Genomic DNA, 19,032 nt, shown 5'->3' with positions numbered 1-19,032 from the left:
GCTCAACTGTTTGCACGCAACTCGCCAACGCTCCATCCGCACCGCCGCCCGTTCCCTTCCTCACGGGGCGGCGCGGGGTCACTCCGTCACGTCGATCGTGTACCGGTTCGTCTCGACGCCGGCGGCCGTGACGACCTGCACCTCGACCCGGCCCGGCTCCACGTCGGCGGGGACGGGGACGGTGAGGAGGTCATCGGTGGGATTGCTGAAGCCGCCGGTGACGGGGACCAGAGGCACATGGACATGGACGGGGCCGATACGGACCACCATGCGGGAGAGACGGTCGGCGGCCTGGGCGCCGGGCGGGACGAAACCGGCGCCGCGGATCTCGATGTCGTCGCCGGTGCGGATCGGGGCGTCGAGGTCGCCGGCCTCGCGGGAGCGGACGACGGAGAGGATGACGGGGCGGCCGCCCTCCGCGTACTTGCCGGCGAGATAGGTCGCGGCGGAGACGAGGACCACGACGGCCAGGCCCCAGGGCAGGTCGGGCAGCTGATCGGGGCGGCGGGCGAGGCGGACCGCGGCGAAGGCGAGGGCGACGGCGCTGATCACGACGTACTGGATGTCGGCGAAGGTGCCCCGGCCGGAGTCGTCGGTGAGCAGGTCGGCGGCCCTGGGCCGGTGGGCGCGCACCTTCTGGAGCCGCTGGCCGAGGACCCGCGTCCCGATCACGCGGCGTACCAGGACGGCGATGCCGCAGACCACGGCGAGGACGGTCACCACGCCGGCGCCGCGGGCGAGGTCGAGGCCGGAGATCAGGGTGTCGCGTTCGGTGTGGCCGGAGGCGGCGGCGAGCCTGCCGACGAGGACCAGTACGGCGTAGGCGACGAACAGGACCCAGGCCGCGGCGACCGCGCGGGAGGTGGAGAGGCGGTTGTCCTCGCCGATGACGGGGGCGAGCGCCCCGCCGCGGGCCCGGTGGAACCAGGAGGCGGCGGTGAGCGCGCCGGCGACGACGAGGGCGGCGAGGAGTCCGGCGGTGCGGGCGGAGCTCCAGCCCGCGCCGATCGCCGTCAGCGACTGGGCCAGCAGCAGCGCGACGACGCTCGCCCACACCGTGACCGCGGTGCGCTGCCAGAGGCGGCCGAGCCAGGCCTCGCCCTCGGTGCGGCCGCGGTCGGCGACGAGTTCCGCGGACTGGGTGAGTTCCTCGGACACCCACTGGCGGGAGGCCGAGGCGGAGTGGGCGACGGCGGCCGGGAGTCCCTGGCCGGCGGCGAACTCGTCGCGCTTGAGCAGGAACTCGGCGACCGCGCGCCGGTGTCCCGCGCGGGCGCCGTGCGGGCAGTCCCCGCAGGTGCAGCCGCCTTCGTGCGGGCTCGCACCCGCGCCCGGGCTCGCGCCCTGTCTCGCCTCCTGCACCGCCACGTCCGACGCCTGCCTTCCCCGTGACCCGAACGGACGGCGGCCCTCGTGGAACCCGGTTCGGATCCCGTCCGCCGCCCTGTGGACAACTCCCCTGCGATCTCAGCGAATTGTGCCCTACCCCACACCGTGTGCCCTCGGCAGGTCTGGTCAGCGCGGGTGAAGCGGGGACGGCCGTGTTGACCCGGCTGCGAGAATTTCCGTATGGCCGAGATCATCCAGCGTGACGGGACCTGGGCCTTCGACGGCACGACGGTCCGGATCACGCCGGGGCTCCACCGCTCCGTGCCGCTGTTCCGGCAGTCGTACGGGGAGATCGCCGTACCGCTGGAGGCCGTCGCCGGGATCGTCTACGAGCCGGAACGCCGGCGCGGGCGGCTGCGGATGCGGTTGCGGGAGGGGGCGGATCCGCTGCTCCAGGCGACGGGCGGACGGCTGCCAGAGGCGGCGGATCCCTACCGGCTGGCCGTGGACGTGGACCGGTCGGGGGTCGCCGCGTACGTGGCGGAGGAGATCCGGCACGCGCTGCTGCTCGACCAGGTTCCCCAGGAGCCGACCAGCGCCTATCTGCTGCCCGGCCCGCCGGTGCCGGTGTCGGTCCGTTCTTCCGACGGCACGGTCTCCTTCGACGGCACCCAGGTGCGGATCGACTGGGCCGACACCTCGGACCGGGTGAAGCGGTCGACGGGGCCGCGGATCATCACCGCGGCGGACGTGGTGCGGGTGGAGTGGCTGCCCAACTCCGGTTACGAGGACGGCTTCCTGCGGTTCGCGACCCGCGAGACGGCGTTCTCGAAGCTGCCGCCGGAGAAGGACCCGTACGCCCTGGACCTGTGGGGCAATGTGCGCCGGGACCTGCTGACCGCGCTGGTGGCGACGGCGGTGACGGCGCGGCTGCCGCATCCGTCCACCCGTACGGGGGAGGACGGGGAGCGGCCGCTCCGGCGCACGGTGTCCGTCCCCGCGCAGGCCGAGCACCACGACGTCCTGTTGCGGCGGCTGCGGGAGTTGGGTGAGCTGCACCGGGACGGGGTGCTCACGGACGAGGAGTTCGCGAGGACGAAGACCGTGATACTGCGGGGCTTCCAGGTCCTGCCCCAGGACCTGTCCTAGCTCGGCGGGACCAGGCCTAACTCAGCAGGTCGGGTTCGCTTCGGCTGATGTCCTGCCACAGGGGCTGGTAGTTGATCCAGGCCACCAGGTCGCCGCCGAGCTGTTCGCGGGTGGCGACCGCCGCCTTGTGGTCGATCAGGATGGGGCGGCCGGCCGCACGGGCGGTGAGCTGGACCTGGCTGGAGCGTTCCATGGACAGGAACCACCATGCCGCGGCGTCCACCGAGTCCCCGACGGTCAGCAGCCCGTGGTTGCGCAGCACGAGCGCCTTGCGGGAGCCGAGCGCGCTCGCGATGCGCCGGCCCTCCTGGGCGTCGACGGCGACACCGGTGTAGGCGTCGTAGAGCGCCGCGTCCTCGTAGAAGGCGCAGCTCTCCTGGGTGATCGGGTCCAGCAGTTCGCCGAGGGCGGCGAGGGCGCGGCCGTGCACGGAGTGACAGTGGGCGACGGCGACGACGTCCGGGCGGGCGGCGTGGACCTGGGCGTGGACGGTGAAGGCGGCCTGGTTGACGTGGTAGCGGCCCTCGATGACCTGGCCGTCCTGGTTGGCCAGCACGAGGTCGCTCACGGTGACGTGCTTGAACGGCATGCCGAACGGGTTGACCCAGAAGCAGTCGCTGAACTCGGGGTCGCGTGCGGTGATGTGCCCGGAGACGCCGTCCTCGAAGCCCATCCGTCCGAAGAGGCGTACGGCGCCCGCCAGGCGTTCCTTGCGGTGCCGGCGCTCGTCCTCCACCGAGTCGTGCATCGGCGGCATGGCGAACTCCAGCCGATCGGTGGGCAGCGGGGCAGGCGGCGTGGGCCCGTGCATCGGTCCTCCAGCACTGGGTGGGTGTACGGGCGGAAGTTACCCTCGGTCAGCGCAGGAGAACAGGCTTGTTATGCAAAGATGACGTGCGGCGCCAGGACACGACACAAGAGTGCTCCGAAAGACGACAGAAGATGTCGGGTATCGGGGCCAGACTCGGTGCATGCCATCTCACTGGGCCGCCTTCGCCGCAGCCGAACCCGACCTCGCGACGACCGTCGAGGAGCGCTTCGGCGCGTACACCCACCACGTTCTCGCCACCCTCCGCCGGGACGGCTCCCCGCGGACCTCGGGCCTCGAAGTGCGTTTTCTCGGCGGCGAGCTGTGGCTCGGCATGATGCCGGGCTCGCTGAAGGTGCTGGATCTGCGCCGCGATCCGCGTTTCGCCCTCCAGGCCAACCCGGGCGAGGGCACCGGGATGGGCGGCGGGGACGTACGGATCGGCGGGCGGGCGGTGGAGGTGACGGACGGGGAGAGCAGGGCGGCGTACGTGAAAGAGGTGGAACCGCCGGAGCCGTTCCACCTCTTTCGCACCGAGCTGACGGAGGTCGTACGGACCTACGTCGAGGACGACACGTATCTCGTCACCCAGGTCTGGAAGCCCGGGGAGCCGGTGCGCACGCTCAAGCGGACGTGACGCCCTCGGGCGCCGTCCGCGGGGAGGGCTACTCCCACTCGATCGTGCCCGGCGGCTTCGAGGTCACGTCGACGACCACGCGGTTGACGTCACGGACCTCGTTGGTGATCCGGGTGGAGATCTTCGCGAGGACGTCGTACGGCAGCCGCGACCAGTCGGCGGTCATCGCGTCCTCGGAGGAGACGGGGCGCAGCACGATCGGGTGACCGTAGGTGCGGCCGTCGCCCTGGACGCCGACGCTGCGGACGTCGGCGAGGAGGACCACCGGGCACTGCCAGATCTCGCGGTCGAGACCGGCGGCCGTCAGCTCCTCGCGGGCGATGGCGTCGGCGTCGCGCAGGAGGTCCAGGCGCTCCTTCGTGACCTCGCCGACGATCCGGATGCCCAGGCCGGGGCCGGGGAACGGCTGGCGCTGGACGATCTCCTCGGGCAGGCCCAGTTCCTGGCCGACCATCCGGACCTCGTCCTTGAAGAGCTTGCGCAGCGGCTCGATCAGCCGGAACTCGAGGTCCTCGGGGAGGCCGCCGACGTTGTGGTGCGACTTGATGTTCGCGGTGCCGGTGCCACCGCCGGACTCGACCACGTCCGGGTAGAGGGTGCCCTGGACCAGGAACTCCACGGCCGGGCCGGCGTCGGCGATGATCTCCGCCTGGGCCTGCTCGAAGACGCGGATGAACTCGCGGCCGATGGTCTTGCGCTTCTCCTCGGGGTCGGAGACGCCCTTGAGCGCGGTGAGGAAGCGCTCCTCGGCGTCGACGACGACCAGCTTCACGCCGGTCGCGGCCACGAAGTCCTTCTCGACCTGCTCGGTCTCGCCCTTGCGCATCAGACCGTGGTCGACGTACACGCAGGTCAGCTGGTCGCCGATGGCCCGTGCGACGAGCGCGGCGGCCACCGCGGAGTCGACACCGCCGGACAGGCCGCAGATCGCGCGCTTGTCACCGACCAGCTCACGGATCGCGGTGATCTGCTCGTCGATCACGTTGCCCGTGGTCCAGTCCGGCTTCAGGCCCGCACCGCGGTAGAGGAAGTGCTCCAGGACCTGCTGGCCGTGCGTGGAGTGCATGACCTCGGGGTGGTACTGGACGCCGTAGAGCTTCTTCTCGTCGTTCTCGAAGGCGGCGACCGGGACGACGTCCGTGGACGCGCTGACGGAGAAGCCCTCGGGGGCGGCGGAGCAGGCGTCGCCGTGCGACATCCAGACGGCCTGCTCGGCGGGGGTGCCCTCGAAGAGGGTGGAGGAGGACCGGGAGACGTGCAGCTCGGTGCGGCCGTACTCGCGGGCGCCGGTGTTGTCGACCGTGCCGCCGAGGGTCTGGGCCATCAGCTGGAAGCCGTAGCACATGCCGAAGACGGGGACGCCGGCCTCGAAGATCGCGCGGTCGAGGCGGGGGGCGCCCTCCTCGTACACGGACGAGGGGCCGCCGGAGAGGATGATCGCCGCCGGGTTCTTGGCGAGCATCTCCTCGACCGGCATGGTGCTCGGCACGATCTCGCTGTAGACCCGCGCCTCGCGGACTCGACGGGCGATGAGCTGGGCATACTGCGCGCCGAAGTCGACGACCAGGACGGTGTCGGGGGTGGCGGCAGTAGGAGTCGCTGATGACACGGGAGCCTTCCGGCGGTGGGGCGGGGGTCTGTGTGTACCGCCGATTCTACCGAGTGGGCGTCGGGGCGGTCCCGGTCCCGCGGGCTCCGCCCCGGACCCCGGCCTCCGTCCGCCCACCGGACGGTTCGACGGGCCGGGAAGCCGCCTGGCATACTGACCGCATGTTCACCCACACGACCTTCGTCTTTACCTATGGCACCGGGCCCACCGGCTGCCATGGTCGTGCTGCTTGAGCAACTGACAAGCGACTTCCCCAGGCGCCCCGGGCCGACAAGGTCCGGGGCGCCTGGCGTTTGCGGACTTCGCCGGTCCGGGGCACTCCCCCTTAGCGAATGAGGAGCCCCGACATGACCGCCCTCGATGTGACCGGCGCCCGTACCTCCGAGGCCGCCGATGTGATCACCGGCGCGCGTGAGCGCATCGACACGCTCGACGACCGGATCATCGGTCTGATCCAGGAACGGATGGCCGTCTCCGCCGTCATCCAGGAGGCCCGGATCACCTCCGGCGGCCGGCGCGTGAACCTCTCCCGCGAGATGGAGGTCCTCGGCCGCTACCGGGACGCGCTGGGCAAGCCCGGCACCGGTCTCGCCATGACGCTGCTGGAGCTGTGCCGGGGTCGCATCTGAGTTCGGGCCGCCTCTCACCCGTACGGCGCGTGACCGGCCCCGGGCACGCTTCGTTGGTCCCGGTGTCCGTTCCAGCCAGGGGCGGGCAGGGAGAACCACGCGTGGCTCACTGGAGCGTTGAGGCGTACGGATCGTGCTGTGCGCCGTGGGACCTCGCTCCAGGAATGTGATCGGACGGCAGGGGACAGCAGCCCGGTCACCCTAGAGAACGGTCGGCCTCGGGGACGCCCGGGGCCGATCGGCGGAAAAATGCAAAAATGCACAAGGGCTGGGTCAAACGGTTGCGGGCGCCGCTTTCATCCAGCACGATGCGTAGAAAGCCCCCAGCACCCCCGGACAGCCCCAAGTCCCTTCCCGGACAACTGCATTGCCTGCGTCACCCCGATCGACTGCCAGAGGTCCAGACCTGTCGCGCGCCCCGTGCGCGCCGGGGCGCCGACCCGGCGGAGACAGGGGCGCGAATCCAGCGGCGCAACCCCCCGGCGCCGCTCCCAGGCACCGGCGCTGCCCTGACGCCGGTGCTGACGGTAAAGAAGGGCCCTGCGGATCCGTCCCGCGGGGCCCTTCGTCACGTCGACGGTCACCTCCTCCGGCACGCACCCCCACCCCCTCCTTTTGTGTGACCTAAGTCACATAAAGTTTTCGTGAGGGAAACGCAACTCTTCACAGACTTCGCGGGTCACACCTACCGGAACAGGAGCCACTCCCACGTCTCACGTGCGGAGGACCTCCCCCGACCGCGCCGCGCTCTTCGCAGTCGCAGCGCACCCGATCCCCGAAGGTCCCCATGAAGCTCCGCCGCTCTCTCGTCACCGTGGCCGCCACGGCCGCCCTGGCGCCGGTCGTGCTGCTGGCCGCGCCCGCGGCCTTCGCCGAGGAGAGCGGCTCGCCGTCGCCCACCGGTTCCGCGTCGCAGAGCGCCGCCTCCCCGGCCGCGTCGGACGGCTCCGGCGCCTCGGGCCCGGCGTCCGGCAGCTCGTCCGCGGCCTCCACGCCGGAGCAGGACGACCTGGCGCGGACGCCGTCCACCCCCGCCTCCGGATCCGCGTCCGGGTCGCCGTCCGGCTCGCCCTCGCCCTCGGCCTCGGGCGCCGCCTCGCCGAGCCCGTCGGCCGGCGAGGACGAGACGCCGTTCGACCCGTACGAGGACTGCCGGGACTTCGAGCTGGACAAGAAGCTCAAGGCCCGGATCACCGGCCTGCCGAGCAAGATCGTCGCCGGGTCCGGCTGGCACGACTTCACCTTCGAGGTCGAGAACAACTCCGCCGAGGACCTGAAGGACGTGTACCTCGACACGTACCTGGAGTACGCCGACGACTCGGACGTCTGGCTGTCCGAGGGCCTGGCCGTCCTCCAGGTCGAGGAGGACGGGAAGTGGACCAACGGCTACCAGGACTCCTACGAGGACGAGCACGGCGACACGGTCAACGTCACGGGCTCCTTCGTGGCACTGCTCGACTCGCTGGAGAAGGACACCTCCGCGACCTTCGACCTCCGGGTCAAGGTCAAGGCGTCGGCCCCGGCCGGCTCGTCGTTCGCGATGAGCGAAGCCGTCTACGCGGACGACGACGAGACCTGCCATGTCACCGATGACTTCTACGACGTCCGGATCCTCGCCGCGGGCGGCGACGCGGGCGATGCCGGCGACGCCAAGCCCGGCGGCCACCAGGGTGACGGCCCGCGGCCCCAGGGCGGCCCGGCCCGCACGATCGACGGCAGCCTCGCCGAGACCGGTACCAGCTCCGCGCTCCCGGTGATCGCCCTCGTCGGCGGTGTCGCCGTCGTGGCCGGCGCGGGCGCGGTGATCGCCGTGCGCCGGCGCAGGCCGAAGGCGTGACACAGACCTGAACCGGCCCTCGCGGCCGACGGGAAAACGACAGAGGGACCTGCGCTCGGAGGGGGGTGCAGGTCCCTCTGTCGTGTCCCGGCCGGGTCCGCCGCCGGTACGCCCGCCGATACCTCCGGCGGTGGCGTCACTTCTTGGGCGGCACCTCAGGCATGCCCAGGAACGGCAGCCGCAGCGCGCCGAACGCCTCCGCCGGGACCGCCGGCTCGCGCGGCTCCACCGGCCGCAGCCTCTCGTACGGCTCCCCCTGCGCCGGGCGCGGGTCGCTCTCGCCCTTGTTCGGCCAGTACGACATCGCGCGCTCGGCCTGGGCGGTGATGGTGAGCGACGGGTTCACCCCCAGGTTCGCGGAGACCGCGGCACCGTCGACGACCGAGATGCCGGGATGGCCGTAGAGGCGGTGGTACGGGTCGATGACCCCCGACTCACGGGAGTCGCCGATCGGGCAGCCGCCGAGGAAGTGGGCGGTGAGCGGGGTGCCCATCAACTCGCCCACATTGGAACCGGCGAAGCCGTTGATGTCGGCGGCGATCGCGGAGGCGGCCTCCGAGGCGGCCCTGATCTGCTTCGGGTTGGGCGCGCCGTGGCCCTGGCGGGCAGTGAGCAGGCCCTTGCCGACACCGGCCGGCTTCAGGTACGTCGTCAGCGAGTTGTCCAGGGACTGCATCACCAGGCCGATGATGGTCCGCTCCGACCAGCGCCGGTTGGAGAGCGAGCGCAGGACCAGCAGGGGATGGCGGGCCGCGTTCGCCAGCCAGCCGGCCACCCGCGACGACCCTTCCGTGTACGGCACCTGGAGGATCGAGAGCCCGCCCATCGAGTTGGAGCCCTTGCCGTAGCGGACCGGCTCGATGTGGGTGTTCTCGTCCGGGTGGACGGACGACGTGATGGCGACTCCGCGCGTGAAGTCGACCTTCGCCGCGCCCGTCGCCTTCCGGTAGCGGCGGTCGTCGGTCTGGGCGCCGACCAGGGCCTCGGAGTTGGTCCGGGTCAGCTCGCCGAGCCTGCCGGAGAGGTACGGCAGCCGGCCGTCCGCCTTCATCCGGTGCAGCAGGGTCTGGGTGCCGTAGGTGCCGGCGGCGAGGACGACCCTGCGGGCCTTGAAGGTCCGGCCGCCGCCCTTCCTCTTCGCGTCGGTCGGCAGGGTGGTGACCGCGAAGCCGCCCTGCGAGTCGTCGGTGACCGACACGACCGTGGTCAGGGGGTGCACGACCGCGCCCGCCTTCTCGGCGAGGTAGAGGTAGTTCTCGTTGAGGGTGTTCTTCGCGCCGTGACGGCAGCCGGTCATGCACTCGCCGCACTCCGTGCAGGCCTTGCGGGCCGGGCCCGCGCCGCCGAAGTACGGGTCGGCCACGGAGTCGCCGGGCGCGGCCTTCGCCGTGCCGTCGGCGTCCTCGCCGTCGCCGAAGAAGACGCCGACCGGTGCCATGTGGAAGGTGTCGCCGACGCCCATCCGTTGCGCGGCCGCCTTCAGATGGACGTCGGAGGGGGTCGTCGTCGGGTTGAGCCGTACGCCGAGCATGCGCCGCGCCTGGTCGTAGTACGGCTTCAGCTCGTCCTGCCAGTCGGTGATGTCGCGCCACTGGGGGTCGTCGAAGAAGGGTTTCGGCGGGACGTAGAGGGTGTTGGCGTAGTTCAGGGAGCCGCCGCCGACGCCCGCGCCGGCGAGGACCATGACGTTGCCGAGCAGATGGATGCGCTGGATGCCGTAGCAGCCGAGCCGGGGGGCCCAGAGGTAGTTCCTCAGGTCCCAGGAGTTCTTGGGGAGCGAATCGCGGGTGAAGCGGCGGCCTGCCTCCAGGACGCCCACGGTGTAGCCCTTCTCCGTCAGGCGCAGGGCGGTCACCGAACCGCCGAAGCCCGATCCGACGACGATGACGTCGTAGTCGTAGGCGTCCTGGGACACGTGCTCTCCTTGTGCTCTCGTCATTGAGAACGGGTTCTCGTCCTTGCGGCGGGGCGATGGTCAGCGCAGGCGGAGTGCCTTCATCACCCTCAGGCTGGTGCTCATGAAGGCCGCGTACTTCTCGTCGGTCATGCCCAGGGAAGGGGCCATCGGCAGGAGGCGCTGCTGGGCGACGGTCTGGGCCTCCGTGTACTTGAGGATGCCCTCGGAGCCGTGGCGGCGGCCGAGACCGGAGTCCTTCATGCCGCCCATCGGGGACTGGACGCTGCCGTAGGCCGGTGCGTAGCCCTCGTTGACGTTCACCGTGCCGGTGCGCAGCCGGGCGGCGACCTCGCGGCCGCGGCGGCCGTCCTTCGTCCAGACCGAGGAGTTCAGGCCGTAGGGCGTGGAGTTGGCCAGCTCGACCGCCTCGTCGTCCGTCGTGAAGCGGTAGACCGAGACGACGGGGCCGAAGGTCTCCTCCCCGCACACCGCCATGGGCTCGGTGACGCCGTCGAGGATCGTCGGCTCGAAGAAGTAGGGGCCGATGTCCGGGCGGGCCACGCCGCCGGCGACGACCGTCGCGCCCTTGGCGACCGCCTCCTCCACGTGCCGCGTCACGGTCTCCAGCTGGCGGTCGCCCACCAGGGAGCCCATGTCGGCGCCGTACGCGAGGGAGTTGCCGAGGCGCATGCCCTTGGTGCGGGTCGCGAAGCGCTCCAGGAAGGTGTCCGCGATCGACTCGTGGACGTAGAGCCGCTCGATGGAGATGCAGAGCTGGCCGGCGGAGGAGAAGCAGGCACGGATCGCGCCCGCGGCCGCCTTCTCGATGTCGGCGTCCTCCAGCACCAGCATGGCGTTCTTGCCGCCGAGTTCGAGGGAGACGCCGACCAGACGGGCCGCCGCACCTTGTGCGACCTCACGCCCTGTCCGGGTGGAGCCGGTGAAGGAGACGTAGTCGGCGTGCCGGACGACCTCGGGGCCGACGACCGGGCCCTCGCCGAGGACGACCTGGAAGACACCGGCGGGCAGACCGGCCTCGATGAGCAGGTCACGGGCCCAGAGCGCGGTCAGGCAGGTCTCGGTGTCCGGCTTCATGACGACCGCGTTGCCCGCGACGAACGCGGGGAGCGCGTCGCCGACGGACAGCTCCAGCGGGTAGTTCCAGGGGGCTATCTGGCCGACGACGCCGCGCGGGTGGCGCAGTTCGGTGACCTTCGTCAGGGTCGGCATGGCGCCGGCGTGCCGCTTCGGCCGGAGGTAGGCGGGCGCCTTGCGGCCGTAGTGGCGGGCGGCGACCGCGACGGCCTGCACCTCCTCGTGGGCGTGCAGCCGGGCCTTGCCGGTCTCCAGCTGGATCAGGTCGAGGACCTCGGCCTGACGGGCCAGGATCAGGTCGTGGAAGCGCAGCAGGACGGCGGCGCGCTCGCGGACCGGGGTCGCCGCCCAGACGGCCTGGGCGGCGCGGGCCGCCTCGTAGGCCTTCCGTACGTCCTCGGGGGTGGACTCGGGCAGGTCGGCGAGCTTCTCGCCGGTGAACGGCGTGTGGTTCGCGGTACGGCCGGAGCCGGCGACACCCTTGGTGAGCTGGGCGACGAGCTGGGGGGTGACCACGTCGGCGGCGGTGCGGACGCCGGTGGGGGCGGGGGCGAGGGGGTTGGTACCCGTGCTGGGGGTGGTACCGGGCTTTTCCGGCGCCTGCGAGTCCGTCATGAGCCGCAGAGTATGACGCGGGGCGGACTTTGGGTACCCGCGGGTAATAGGGATTCACCGACCGCACACATGGCGCCAGTGTTCACTGGCAACAAACCTGCTGATCAGGACGTTGTGTTCGGTATTTCAGCCGTTCCCGATCTCCAGCCGGTCGCGCGCCTCCTCGAACACCGCCGCGCCCCGCCGCTCCGCCGCCGTGCCCTGCGGCATGTCGACGCGCAGCTCGTACATGCGGCTGTCGTCGGTGCGCACGAACAGTTCCAGGACACGGGTCGGGGACTCGGCGGCCCGGTAGGTGGTGTCGGCGAGGGCGGCCTCGTAGCCCTGGAAGGTGGTGCGGGTGGCCCGGGTGCGGGCGTCGGCGTCCTGGCCGCTCCAGCCCGTGCCCGCCTGGGCCGCACGGTCCATCGGGGCGGCCGGGGCCCGGTCCCACTGCGTGAGGCGTACGTCGACGGAGCCGGCCGAGTAGACCACGAGCCGGGGCTGCGCCCCGCCGCCGCCGCGCCGGGCGGACTCCCGGTAGCGGGTCGGAAGGGTGAGGACGGCGGCCATGGCGGGCTCCGGGTGGGTGACCCAGACCGACGCCTGCGGGGCGGCCCCGCTGTCGGGCTCCCCGAGGAAGGAGGTGCCCAGCCAGGCGCCTCCGGCGAGGAGGAGCGTGAGGACGGTGAGGGGGAGAGGGCGTCGGTGGAGGGGTGTTCGGGTGGGGGCATCGGTGGGGGCAACGGTGGGGGCGGGTGCCGTCGGTTCCGGTGCCGACGCTCGCGGCTCCGGCTCCGGCTCTGACGCCGGCAGTCCCGCCACCGCCGCCAGTTCCTCCGCGACCTCCGCCGCGCCCGGCCGCCGTTCCGGGTCCCGGGTCAGGAGCCGTACGAGGAGGGGGCCGAGCAGGCCGGAACGTTTCGGTTCGGGCGGGGCCGCGGCGAGGATCGCGGCGGACGTGTCCCGCGGACTCGTCCGGCGGAACGGTGAGGTGCCCTCGACGGCGGCGTACAGCAGGGCGCCGAGGGACCAGAGGTCGGACGCGGGGCCGGCGCCGCGTCCGGACAGGTGCTCGGGGGCGAGGAACTCCAGGGCGGCCACGGACTCCCCGGTGACGGCCGGGGACTCCTCGCCCCGAGGGTGCGCGGTGCCGAAGTCGGTGACGACGACCCGGCCGTCCGCGCCGAGCAGGACGTTGGCCGGCTTCAGATCGCGGTGCACGATGCCGACGGCGTGCGCGGCGCGCAGGGCGCCCAGGACGGCGAGGCCGATCCGGGCGGTCTCGGCGGGGTCGAGGGCACCGCGGCCCAGCACCGCGTGCAGGGACTCGCCGGGGACCAGCTCCATGACGATCCACGGAGGCCCGCCCTCCGCCTCGGCGCCCTCCACCACCACGTCGTGGATGGTGACGGCGCTGGGGTGGTCGACGCGGGCCGCGGCGCGGGCCTCGTGGAAGAGGCGGTGGGCGGTGCGGCGGTGGGTCTCGTCCTGCGGATCACCGGGCGGCCAGGGCTGTTTGACGGCGACTTCGCGCTCGGCGAGCAGGTCGTGGGCCCGCCAGACGGTGCCCGCGCCCCCGGAGCCGATGCGTTCGAGGAGCCGGTAACGGCCGCCGACCGTAAGGCCGTTGGCACCTCCGGGGTCACCGTCGTCGCTCATGTCCCATCAGTACCGCGCGGGACGCCCGCTTGTCGACGCGGGCGGAGCGGGCGCCCGCTCCGCCCGGCGGACGCTCGGCTCACTTCCCCTGCAAGGACAGTCCCTCGGGGGAGACGAGCCCCTTGGCGGGGTCGGCGCGGAGGCCCGCCGTATAGGCCGTGGGCGCGCAGGCGGCACCGTTGGGGTGCTGTTCGGTCAGCCGGACCCGTCGGCTGTCGGTGACGAGGACACGGCCGTCCTTCGTCGACGTCACGGTGAGGCGCACCGCGACGGTCCGGGCGCCGATGTCGTCCGCGAGCTTGACGGAGACCCTGGCGAACGGGTCGCGGGGGTCGCCGGACACCCGCTGCCGGCAGGTGTCCGACACGCACACGCGGATCGTCGCCGCGTCCTCGACGCCGAAGTCGGCGGGCCGCCACATGACACCGACCTCCGAGTCCATGTCCGTCAGGGTGCACGGCGCGCCCCGGCCGAAGAGGGAGCAGCCGGTCAGTGCCGCCGCCGTGCACAGAACAAGAAGGACGCGTCGCATGCCGGTCACCTTCGCACGGGCGTTCGCCGACATCACCCGCCGACCCGTCGCTAGAGCTTGTCGAGCTTCAGGTTGGCGATGGCCGTGCGGGCCACCTCGCGGCCGCGCTCGGTGAAGTCGCCCTTGCCCGGGTAGGCGACGGTGAGCTTGTACATGTCGCCGGCGGAGGACTTGTAGTACAGGATCCGCAGCTCGCGGGGGCGCGGGTCCTGGGAGTCGTCGGTGATGTACGGGACGGTGTTCGCGGCGGCCTTGCGGCCCTGGAAGTCCACGTTGCCCTCGGTCGCGGTCTTCACGCCCTTCGGCATGTCGAGGGCGTAGCTGCCGCTCTCGTGGAACTCGGCGTCGTCCGCGTACATCTCGGCGGCCGCGGACGGCTGGATGTCGTTGCCGGTGTCCTCGCTCTTGCGGACCACCGTCAGCACGACGGAGACCGCGCCGCTCAGGTCGGTGTAGCTGACCCAGTGGCTGTCGTCCGAGTCCCGCTCGGGCACGGCACGCCGGTAGGTGTCGGGTATCGCGAGCGTGGCGGTGACGTCCTTCTCGTGCGCCGTCTTCCAGTGGTCCGGCAGCGGCCCGGCGAACGGGTCGGCGAGCACCAGGTACGCCGTCACCGCCGCCGCGACGACCGCGGCGCCGAGCCCGAGCCACGCCTTGGGGCCGAACCGGAGCCGGGAGACGGGGACTTCGACGTGGCGCACGATCTCGGTGGGCGGCACCGGCTGCGGCGCGGGCGGAGCCGCGGCGGCCTCCAGCAGCTGCCGTACCCGCGCGGCCCCCGGACGGCGCGCCGGGTCCTTCTCCAGCAGCCCGTTGACGGCCTCGGCGAGCGGGCCCTGCGCGGCGGCGGGCGGCGCGGGCGCGGCGTTCAGGACGGACTGGAGGGTGGCCGGCGTGTTGCTGCGGCGGAACGGCGACACGCCCTCCGTCGCCGCGTACAGCACGACGCCCAGGGACCACAGGTCGGAGGCGGGGCCGGGGCGCTGGCCCAGCACCCGCTCCGGGGCGATGTACTCGGGCGAGCCGACGAAGCCGCCGGTGTCGGTGAGGTTCGTCTCGCCCTCGATCTGGGCGATGCCGAAGTCGGTGAGGACGACCCGGTCGTACCGGCCGAGCAGGACGTTGTCCGGTTTGACGTCCCGGTGCAGGATGCCGGCCGCGTGCGCGGCCTCCAGCGCGCCGAGCACCTCCAGGCCGATTCCGGCGGCCTCGCGCGCGCTGAGCGTGCCCTCCTGGAGGGCGCTGCCGAGGGAGCGTCCGTGGACCAGCTCCATCACGATCCACGGCCGGCCGTCGACGACCGCGACATCGTGCACGTTCACCACGGCCGGATGGTCGAGCCGGGCCGCGGCGCGTGCCTCGCGCCGCATCCGCTCGTACGCGTTGGCCCGTTCCCGCTCGGGAAGGTGGTCCGGGACGCGGGGTTCCTTGACGGCGACCTCGCGGTCCACCATCTCGTCCTTGGCGCGCCACACCGTGCCCATCCCGCCGTGCCCGAGCTTGGCGAGCAGGCGGTAGCGGCCCGCGACGAGTCGTCCGACGCCCGGCTCCGGCGCGGGTTCGGGTTGCGTGGGCAGCACGGCAGGATGAGGGTTCGGCGGTTGCAGAACAAAACTCGTCGTGTCGTCGGGCTCGTGCCCGACTCCCCCGTTGTGGCTCATGGTTCCATCCATATCGCGCCAGACAGGCCGGTATCCACCGCGCGGGCGCACCGGTCACAGACCCGTGACGCGCGGCGTTCCTTATGCACTATTTATCGGGCTGTGAACGTGTCGATCGCGACGTCGAAGTACTCCCGCGCCTCCCGCACCTTCCCGACCGGTGCCGACACCCACACGTCGTACAGCCGGCCGTTCGCCTCCCAGCACAGGTCGTAGGTGTGCCGGGCGCCCTCCGCCGCGCTGAAGCCGTTCCAGGTGAACTCCCAGAGGGCGGCCGGGTTCCCGGCGTGCATGGTCTCGGTGACCCGGCCGTCGTGGTAGCCGGGGTTGGTGTCCGGGCCCTTGGCGGCCGCGCGCCGCATCACGCCCAGGGGGCCGCCGGGTTCGGGGTCGTCGATCTTGATGCCGAGCCGGAAGGTTTCCCCCGGTGACAGGTAGAAGACCCGCTCGCCCTGGGGTGCCCGCGTGAAGTCGTCCGGGACGGCCAGGGAGAACCCTTCGGGGTCCTCGGCGACGCGGTAGCCGGAGGGGGCGCTGGGGCGGTCGTCGGAGGCGGGGGCGGCGCTCCCGGAGGAGGCCGCGTCCGAGGACCGCGTGGCGCTCCGGGACGGCGTGGCGTTCGGGGACGACGTGGCCGAGGCCGTGTCGCCCGCCGCGCCGCTCGCGGTCGGTCCCGACGCCGGGCCGGTCGTCTCGCGCGGCGCCGAACTCGTGGGAGAGCCACCGCCTCCGTCCCCGTCCCGGTTCACCAGCAGCGCCGCCGCCGACACGCCCGCACCCGCCACCGCGGCGACCAGCAGCGCGGCCACCAGCACACCGCGCGTGGACCGCTCCCGGGCGTCCGCGGGCCGCAGGGGCGCCGTCCGCGGCAGGTCGGCCCGGGTCGGGGTGTACCCGGACGCCGCCGGCGGGGGCGTCCGCCCGGTCTCCAGGAAGGTGCGCAGCAGCCGCTCCGCCTCCGCCGCGCCCAGCCGCCGCTCCGGATCGCGCTCCAGCAGCCCTCGTACGACGGGCAGGAGCGGCGCGGCCTGCGCGGGCGTACGGATCTCGGCGAACACGACGGCGTGCAGGATGCCACCCAGCGAGTCGCGCCGGAAGGGCGACTCGCCGCTCAGCGCGGTGCACAGCAGCGCGCCCAGCGACCACAGGTCGGACTCGGGGCCGGTGGACGCCCCCGACATCCGCTCGGGGGCGGTGTACTCGGGCGAGCCGACGAACGACCCGGTCTCGGTGAGCGTGGTGGCGCCCGCGACCTGCGCGATGCCGAAGTCGGTGAGGACGACCCGGTCGCCGTCGCCGTCGAGCAGGACGTTCGCGGGCTTGATGTCCCGGTGCAGAACACCGGCCGTGTGCGCGGCGCGCAGGGCGCCCAGGAGCGCGATACCGATCCGGGCCACCTCTTCCGGCCCGATCGGTCCGTGCTCGGCGATCCGGTCGGCTAGCGAGCCGCCGTCGATCAGCTCCATGACGATGTACGGCCGTTCGCCGTCCTCGACGACGTCGTGCACGACGATGATGTGCGGGTGGCTGAGCTGGGCGACCGCGCGGGCCTCGCGCAGCGTCCGGTCCCGGCGGCCACGGGCCTGCTCGGCGGAGAGCGTGTCGTCCTGGATCAGCTCCTTGACCGCGACACGCCGTCCCAGCAGCTGGTCCGTGGCGCGCCATACGACGCCCATGCCACCGCGCCCGAGCCTCGCCTCCAGCCGGTAACGGCCCGCGATGACCCGGAAGTCGTCCCCCTCGGTCCCCATGAGCCCATCATGCCCCACCGGACGTTCCGCCTCCGGGTCGCCGACCGGCCAACCCCCCGTCAGGAGGCGCCCGGTTCCCGCCAGCTCCGGAGCACGGACGTGAACTGCTGGGCGGTCGTCTTCCAGTCGTCCGCCGGGGACGACATGTAGATCACGTACTCCGTGCCGCTGCGGGAGATGTACGTCTCCTCGATCGCCCGGCGCGGCCCGGGGAAGTCCGTGTCCTTCGCCAGCGCGGTCCACGTGTACTCCCACTCGGAGCCCGCGCGGTCGCGGTAGACGTTCTTCTCCAGCGTGACCGTCCGGTAGTCGACCAGCCGCTGGAGCTGCTCCTCGAGGTCCTTCTGGTGGGCGTACGGATCGTCGAAGTCGGGTGACGTGTCGACGGCGATCCGGACGAAGTGCTCGCCGCCGTCAGGGGTGTAGTCGATCTGCTTGAGGTCGCCGTCGTCCTGGTACACCTCCCGCTCCCAGCCCTTGGGCAGCGAGAGCCCGAAGCCGAGCGGGTCGACGACCGGCACCCACGTGTCCGGTCCCGGGGTGCCGCTGGCCGAGGGGCTCGGCGAGGTGGACGCCCCGGCCTGCGGCCCCCGGCCCCCGTCGAACTGCTGGAGGACCACCGCCGTCCCGCCGCCGACCAGGGAGGCCGCGGCGACCACGAGCGCGAGGGTGCGCAGCCGGCGGCGGCGCGTGGGCCGCTCGGGTGCGTGCCCCCGCGCGGACGCCGGTGCGTGGACGGCGTCCGGGGCGCCGATGACCGTCGGACCGACGGGCGCGGAGGCAGACGCCTCCGGCGCGTACGCGGTGCCCGTGCCGGTGGTGCCGTACGGCGTCCCGGTGCCGGTGCCGGTCGTGTGCGAGGTGAACGGCGTGCCGGTGGAGGGGTACGGCGTACCGGTGGAGGGGTACGGCGTGCCCGTCCCGTCCGTCGCGCCGTCCGGTCCGCCGTACTGGGTGGGCACGAACGCCTGTGCACCGCTCGGGCGGCGGCCCTCCGCCGCCTCGGCGAGCAGCTGTTCGGCCTCGGTGGTGCCGGGGCGGGCGGCCGGGTCCTTGCGGAGCAGGGCGGAGATGACGGGGTCGAGATGGCCGGCGTACCGGGGCTCGGCGGCCTCCTCCTCGACCACGGCCTGGAGCGTGGACAGCGGCGAGGTCCGCCGGAACGGCGACCGTCCCTCCACCGCCGTGTACAGGGTCGCGCCGAGCGCCCACAGGTCGGAGGACGGGCCCGGGTCCTGGCCGCGCACCCGCTCGGGGGCCAGGTAGTCGACGGAGCCGACGACCTCGCCGGTCCGGGTGATGGTGGAGTCGCCCTCGATCTGGGCGATGCCGAAGTCGGTGAGGAGGACGCGCCCGTCGTCGGAGAGCAGCACGTTGCCGGGCTTGACGTCGCGGTGCAGGACACCGGCGGAGTGCGCGGCGCGCAGGGCGCGCAGCACCCACAGGCCGATCCGGGCCGCCTCGGCGGGCTCGATCCGGCCGTCCTCCTTGACCGCGTCGGCCAGCGAACGGCCCTCGACCAGCTCCATCACGATCCATGGACGGCCGTCGTGTTCGAGCACGTCGTGCACGGTGACCACGGCGGAGTGGTTGATCCGCGCGGCCGCGCGGGCCTCCGCACGGGTACGGGCGAGCAGCCGGTCCCGGTCGCTCTCGGAGACGTAGAGAGCGGCGGTCAGCTCTTTGATCGCGACGGCCCGGTGCAGCAGTTCGTCGTGCGCGCGCCACACGCGGCCCATGCCGCCGCTGCCGATGGCGTCGGCCAGTCGGTAGCGGCCCGCGATGAGCAGGCCCTGCATCTGATTCACGTTGCCCCGCAATGCTCTTGACAGGGTCAGCGTA

The 19,032-nt window shown here is 72.7% G+C and carries 14 protein-coding genes; 4 read left to right on the top strand and 10 right to left on the bottom strand.

Features of this window, described 5'->3' with window-relative positions:
• Positions 1 to 78 precede the first annotated feature (78 nt).
• Positions 79 to 1,368, bottom strand: coding sequence for a hypothetical protein (locus IE275_RS03630; RefSeq protein ID WP_189707447.1), 1,290 nt, complete (start codon positions 1,366 to 1,368; stop codon positions 79 to 81).
• A 201-nt stretch (positions 1,369 to 1,569) separates the two neighbouring features.
• Between IE275_RS03630 and IE275_RS03625 the strand changes: the two genes are divergently transcribed.
• Positions 1,570 to 2,478: a DUF4429 domain-containing protein gene (locus tag IE275_RS03625; protein ID WP_189707445.1), complete on the top strand. Its 909-nt coding sequence runs from the start codon at positions 1,570 to 1,572 to the stop codon at positions 2,476 to 2,478.
• A 16-nt stretch (positions 2,479 to 2,494) separates the two neighbouring features.
• Here IE275_RS03625 and IE275_RS03620 read toward each other — a convergent pair whose 3' ends face one another.
• The gene (locus IE275_RS03620; protein WP_189707443.1) at positions 2,495 to 3,289 is read right to left on the bottom strand and encodes a class II aldolase/adducin family protein; all 795 of its coding nucleotides are present in this window, start codon (positions 3,287 to 3,289) and stop codon (positions 2,495 to 2,497) included.
• Positions 3,290 to 3,449: 160 nt separating this feature from the next.
• Here IE275_RS03620 and IE275_RS03615 point away from each other — a divergent pair, with 160 nt between their 5' ends.
• A complete protein-coding gene (locus tag IE275_RS03615; RefSeq protein ID WP_189707441.1) occupies positions 3,450 to 3,923 on the top strand; it encodes a pyridoxamine 5'-phosphate oxidase family protein in 474 nt (157 codons plus the stop codon).
• A 28-nt stretch (positions 3,924 to 3,951) separates the two neighbouring features.
• On the opposite strand, the gene guaA is transcribed toward IE275_RS03615, so the two are convergent.
• Entirely contained in the window at positions 3,952 to 5,532 is a 1,581-nt protein-coding gene (guaA, locus tag IE275_RS03610; protein ID WP_189707439.1) for a glutamine-hydrolyzing GMP synthase, read from the bottom strand.
• A 347-nt stretch (positions 5,533 to 5,879) separates the two neighbouring features.
• Between guaA and IE275_RS03605 the strand changes: the two genes are divergently transcribed.
• Positions 5,880 to 6,161, top strand: coding sequence for a chorismate mutase (locus tag IE275_RS03605; protein WP_189707437.1), 282 nt, complete (start codon positions 5,880 to 5,882; stop codon positions 6,159 to 6,161).
• Positions 6,162 to 6,948: 787 nt separating this feature from the next.
• Entirely contained in the window at positions 6,949 to 7,998 is a 1,050-nt protein-coding gene (locus tag IE275_RS03600) for an LAETG motif-containing sortase-dependent surface protein (protein WP_189707435.1), read from the top strand.
• 136 nt (positions 7,999 to 8,134) lie between these two features.
• Here the strand turns inward: IE275_RS03600 and IE275_RS03595 are convergent, their stop codons facing one another.
• From IE275_RS03595 to IE275_RS03565, 7 genes are all read right to left on the bottom strand, one after another.
• On the bottom strand, positions 8,135 to 9,913 hold the full coding sequence (locus IE275_RS03595) for a GMC oxidoreductase (RefSeq protein WP_308435631.1): 1,779 nt from the start codon (positions 9,911 to 9,913) through the stop codon (positions 8,135 to 8,137).
• Between the two features lie 60 nt (positions 9,914 to 9,973).
• The gene (locus IE275_RS03590; protein WP_189707431.1) at positions 9,974 to 11,605 is read right to left on the bottom strand and encodes a succinic semialdehyde dehydrogenase; all 1,632 of its coding nucleotides are present in this window, start codon (positions 11,603 to 11,605) and stop codon (positions 9,974 to 9,976) included.
• Positions 11,606 to 11,731: 126 nt separating this feature from the next.
• A complete protein-coding gene (locus IE275_RS03585; protein WP_189707429.1) occupies positions 11,732 to 13,246 on the bottom strand; it encodes a protein kinase domain-containing protein in 1,515 nt (504 codons plus the stop codon).
• Between the two features lie 79 nt (positions 13,247 to 13,325).
• Positions 13,326 to 13,778, bottom strand: coding sequence for a lipoprotein (locus IE275_RS03580; protein ID WP_189707427.1), 453 nt, complete (start codon positions 13,776 to 13,778; stop codon positions 13,326 to 13,328).
• A 50-nt stretch (positions 13,779 to 13,828) separates the two neighbouring features.
• A complete protein-coding gene (locus tag IE275_RS03575; RefSeq protein ID WP_189707425.1) occupies positions 13,829 to 15,439 on the bottom strand; it encodes a serine/threonine-protein kinase in 1,611 nt (536 codons plus the stop codon).
• A gap of 92 nt (positions 15,440 to 15,531) precedes the next feature.
• Positions 15,532 to 17,190 carry a serine/threonine-protein kinase gene (locus IE275_RS03570; protein WP_189707423.1) on the bottom strand — a complete coding sequence of 553 codons (1,659 nt, stop codon included), beginning with the start codon at positions 17,188 to 17,190 and terminating at the stop codon, positions 15,532 to 15,534.
• A gap of 59 nt (positions 17,191 to 17,249) precedes the next feature.
• Entirely contained in the window at positions 17,250 to 18,989 is a 1,740-nt protein-coding gene (locus tag IE275_RS03565; protein ID WP_189708654.1) for a serine/threonine-protein kinase, read from the bottom strand.
• Positions 18,990 to 19,032: the final 43 nt, after the last annotated feature.

The sequence above is a fragment of the Streptomyces phaeofaciens genome (assembly GCF_014648915.1).
Classification (GTDB): Bacteria; Actinomycetota; Actinomycetes; order Streptomycetales; family Streptomycetaceae; genus Streptomyces; species Streptomyces phaeofaciens.
This window is presented reverse-complemented; position numbering and strand designations above follow the sequence as displayed.